The organism is Streptomyces sp. SM1, from assembly GCF_002910825.1.
GTDB lineage: Bacteria > Actinomycetota > Actinomycetes > Streptomycetales > Streptomycetaceae > Streptomyces > Streptomyces okerensis.
In genome coordinates this window covers 1-2,949 of record NZ_NEUB01000777.1, presented here as the reverse complement: position 1 = coordinate 2,949, position 2,949 = coordinate 1, and the positions used below count along the sequence as shown (strand labels likewise).

General features: G+C 70.0%; 2 protein-coding genes and 1 pseudogene. 1 reads left to right on the top strand and 2 read right to left on the bottom strand.

What is annotated here, in order from left to right; genetic code table 11:
- Window positions 1-878 (top strand): IS982 family transposase (locus B9S61_RS23810; protein ID WP_374936231.1); only part of this gene is annotated, 878 nt, incomplete at its 5' end.
- Between the two features lie 20 nt (window positions 879-898).
- On the opposite strand, the gene B9S61_RS23805 is transcribed toward B9S61_RS23810, so the two are convergent.
- Together B9S61_RS23805 and B9S61_RS23800 are read right to left on the bottom strand one after the other, a co-directional pair.
- On the bottom strand, window positions 899-2,104 hold the full coding sequence (locus B9S61_RS23805) for a glycoside hydrolase family 64 protein (protein WP_103544088.1): 1,206 nt from the start codon (window positions 2,102-2,104) through the stop codon (window positions 899-901).
- Window positions 2,105-2,402: 298 nt separating this feature from the next.
- A pseudogene (locus B9S61_RS23800) lies at window positions 2,403-2,949 on the bottom strand (gfo/Idh/MocA family oxidoreductase); the annotation flags it as partial.

Here is a 2,949-nt window from a genome sequence, read left to right as displayed (position 1 = left end):
CCCTCGTGACCGCACTGTACGTGAAGATCGACGACGACTTGGCGGGTATCGTGCGGCTGCCGGGCCGGCCACCGAAACTCAGTCACTCGGAGTTGCTGTGCCTGGCGGTCATGCAGGCGATGCTCGGCTTCCACTGCGAGGCCCGCTGGCTGCGGTACGTCCGCGCACACCTCCAGGACATGTTTCCCTTCGTCCCGCAGGATGCCGGCTACAACAAGCGGCTGCGTGCCGCGCTGCCGCAGATCAAACGCGTGATACGGGTGCTCGCCAAGGACACCGACTTCTGGCACGACACGGTGTGGATCACGGACTCGACCCCGGTGCCGTGCGGGATGTCCCGCCCCACGGTCAAGCGCTCGGAGCTGGCGGGCTGGGCCAACTACGGCTACTGCGCGTCGCATTCGCGGTTCTTCTGGGGGCTGCGGCTGTACCTGGTGTGCACCCCGGCCGGGATGCCGATCCTGTGGGCGCTGGCCGATCCGAAGCTCGGCGAGCGCGAGGTGCTGGCCGCGATGCTGGAGGTCGATGCCGAGCTGGTGCGCGTGCGGCCGGGCCTGCTGCTGATCAGCGACAAGGGCTTCGCGTCGAAGACCTTCGAGCGGTCACTGTCCGTACAGGGCATCACGCTGCTGCGGCCGTCGAGGAAGAGGGAGATCCTGCGGCCCGGCGAGCCGATGCTCAAGAAGGTCCGCCAGCTGATCGAGTCGGTCAACGACACCCTCAAGGGCCAGCTCGACCTGGAACAACACGGCGGGCGCACCGTCGAGGGCGTCGCTGTCCGTGTCGCTCAGCGTGTGCTGGCCCTGGCCGCCGCGATCTGGCACAACTTCCAGACCGGCCAGGCGATCAGCCGCTCACTGACCGCCTACGACCACTGACCGTATTCGGAAAGACTCGTCTAGAAGGGCGTGAGCGTCAGCCGAAGGCCCGTGGGAGCCGTGTCCTGGATGTACGAGGCGAAGTCGGCCACGTCGTCGAAGGCGAAGCCGTACGCCCTGCCGTCCTCGGTGGCCGCGTGCATGGCCTTGGAATAGTGGTTGGTGAGCTCGGTCCGGTAGAAGACCGAGGGGTCGGTGGTGGGCTGGGAGGGGTGGCTGAGCAGCGTGGACCGGTTGAAGCCGGAACCCAGCACCGCGGCGACCGGTCCGGTGGTGCCGTCGTTCGGGGCGGCCAGGGCGCCGTCGCAGAAGAGGACGTCCCGCGTGGAGGGCTTGCCGAAGGAGACCTGGGCGGGCCCGTCGAAGGAGAACCTCTCCCCGCGCACCCGGCCGGTGAAGGTACCGGCGTTGGTGGTGACCTTGAGATCACGGCCGGTGTAGGTGCTCCACACCTCGTCGATGTACGGGGCGAGGTAGTCCTTGGCGAACAGGCCGGAGTCCAGCCCGTGGCCGGGGGCGATGATCCGGGTGTCGTCCACGACCAGCCGGGAGAACGCCTCCACCTCCCTGACGGCGGCGAACGCCGCCGCGCGGCCGCCCTCGCGCACGGTACCCGTCGTCCGGTCGTCGGAGCCGGTGAGCCGGATGCTCAGCGGCACGCTGAACATGTCGACCATCGTGGTGTTGCAGAACATGCCCGACGCGTTGTAGGTGAACTCCGCACAGTCGTGCAGCACACCGTAGTTGGGGTCGGAGGTGACCCAGCCGGCCGGGTACTGCAGCGCCGCGTTTCCGTTGCCGTCGGTGACGGCCTTGAACTTGAGCTTCGCGCCGAGGGAGACATAGATCCGGCCGGACATGTACGGCAGGGACAGCTTGGTCTCGCCGCTGCCGGAGAGGCTGATCGCGTAGTCGGTGAAACCGTCGGGGCCGTTGTCCGAGACGGCGATCGGAGCGACGGTGCCCTCGGGGGTGAGCCGGACCTGACGCCCGTCGGCGTTGCCCACGACATACAGGTGGACGCTCGGGTTGTCGAAGGAACCGCTGTTGTTGACGACCGTCAGCGGCAGGGGCCCCGCCGCTGACGCTGCGGCCTTCTCCTCCCCGGACTGGTCCGCGAGGGCGTGCGGGGCGATCGCCGCGGCGGCGGGCAGGGCCACGGCGGCCCCGCCGAGCGCGAAGAGGACCTTGCGGCGGCCGAGGGTGCGCTGGTGACGAGGAGTCATGTGGGGGTCTCCTGAAGTGGTGGTGCGGGTTCCTTGCCGTGTCGGCCGACGGGGGAGCACCTGAGAGAGCGCTCTCAGACTGTGCGTCGGGACCGGCGCGCGGCATTGATGCTAGGGACACCGACGGGCTCCCGCCAGCGGTCCGACTTGTCCTCAACCAGCCCTGACCTGCGCATACGTAAAGAGACGGGCAAGCCCCCACAAGCGCTTAACCGGCGTTTAAGGGCCACTTAAGCCGCTCGGGCCCGGGCGGCACGGAGCGCGTCGGGAGCACTCCGGTGCGCAATCGGCGCATGCGTCAGGACAGGTGTGTCCCGCCCCGCAGCAGCGCCTCCGCCGAGGCCAGGATGTCCGTGATGCGGAGGGCGAACGCCGCGTCGCGGGGGTCGGGAACGCCGGTACGGGCCGCGGTGAGCAGGGCGTCCGCGGCCCGGGTGAGGGCGGGGACGACCCCTTCCGAGGCCTCCGGGAGGAGCGTGATCCCCGCGTCGCCGCGCAGTTCGACCATGGCGCCGGCCGCCGCCGGCGGCGCGGTCAGGCTCAGGGTGAGACTGCTCGACGCACCGCTCGCATGGTCCAGGACCAGGTGCACGGTGTCCCCGGGACCGTACGCCGCCGCCGTCACCCGCCGGGGCTCGCCGAGCACGGGAAGCAGTACGGACAGGGCGTGCGGGCCGACGTCCCACAGGGCGCCCTTCTCCTGCCGCCACGGTGAGGCGGCGAAGGGGTTGTCCGGGTCGGTGAACACGGCCCCGAGCCACTGCGCCCGCCCGGTGAACCAGCCGCCCGCACCGGCCTGTTCGGTGATCCACGCCTCCGGCGCGGACTGGAAGCGGGTGGTGAAG

Bases quoted from the DNA above. Each gene is read 5' to 3' on its own strand.
- B9S61_RS23805 (WP_103544088.1), bottom strand. From the start codon at position 2,104: ATGACTCCTCGTCACCAGCGCACCCTCGGCCGCCGCAAGGTCCTCTTC.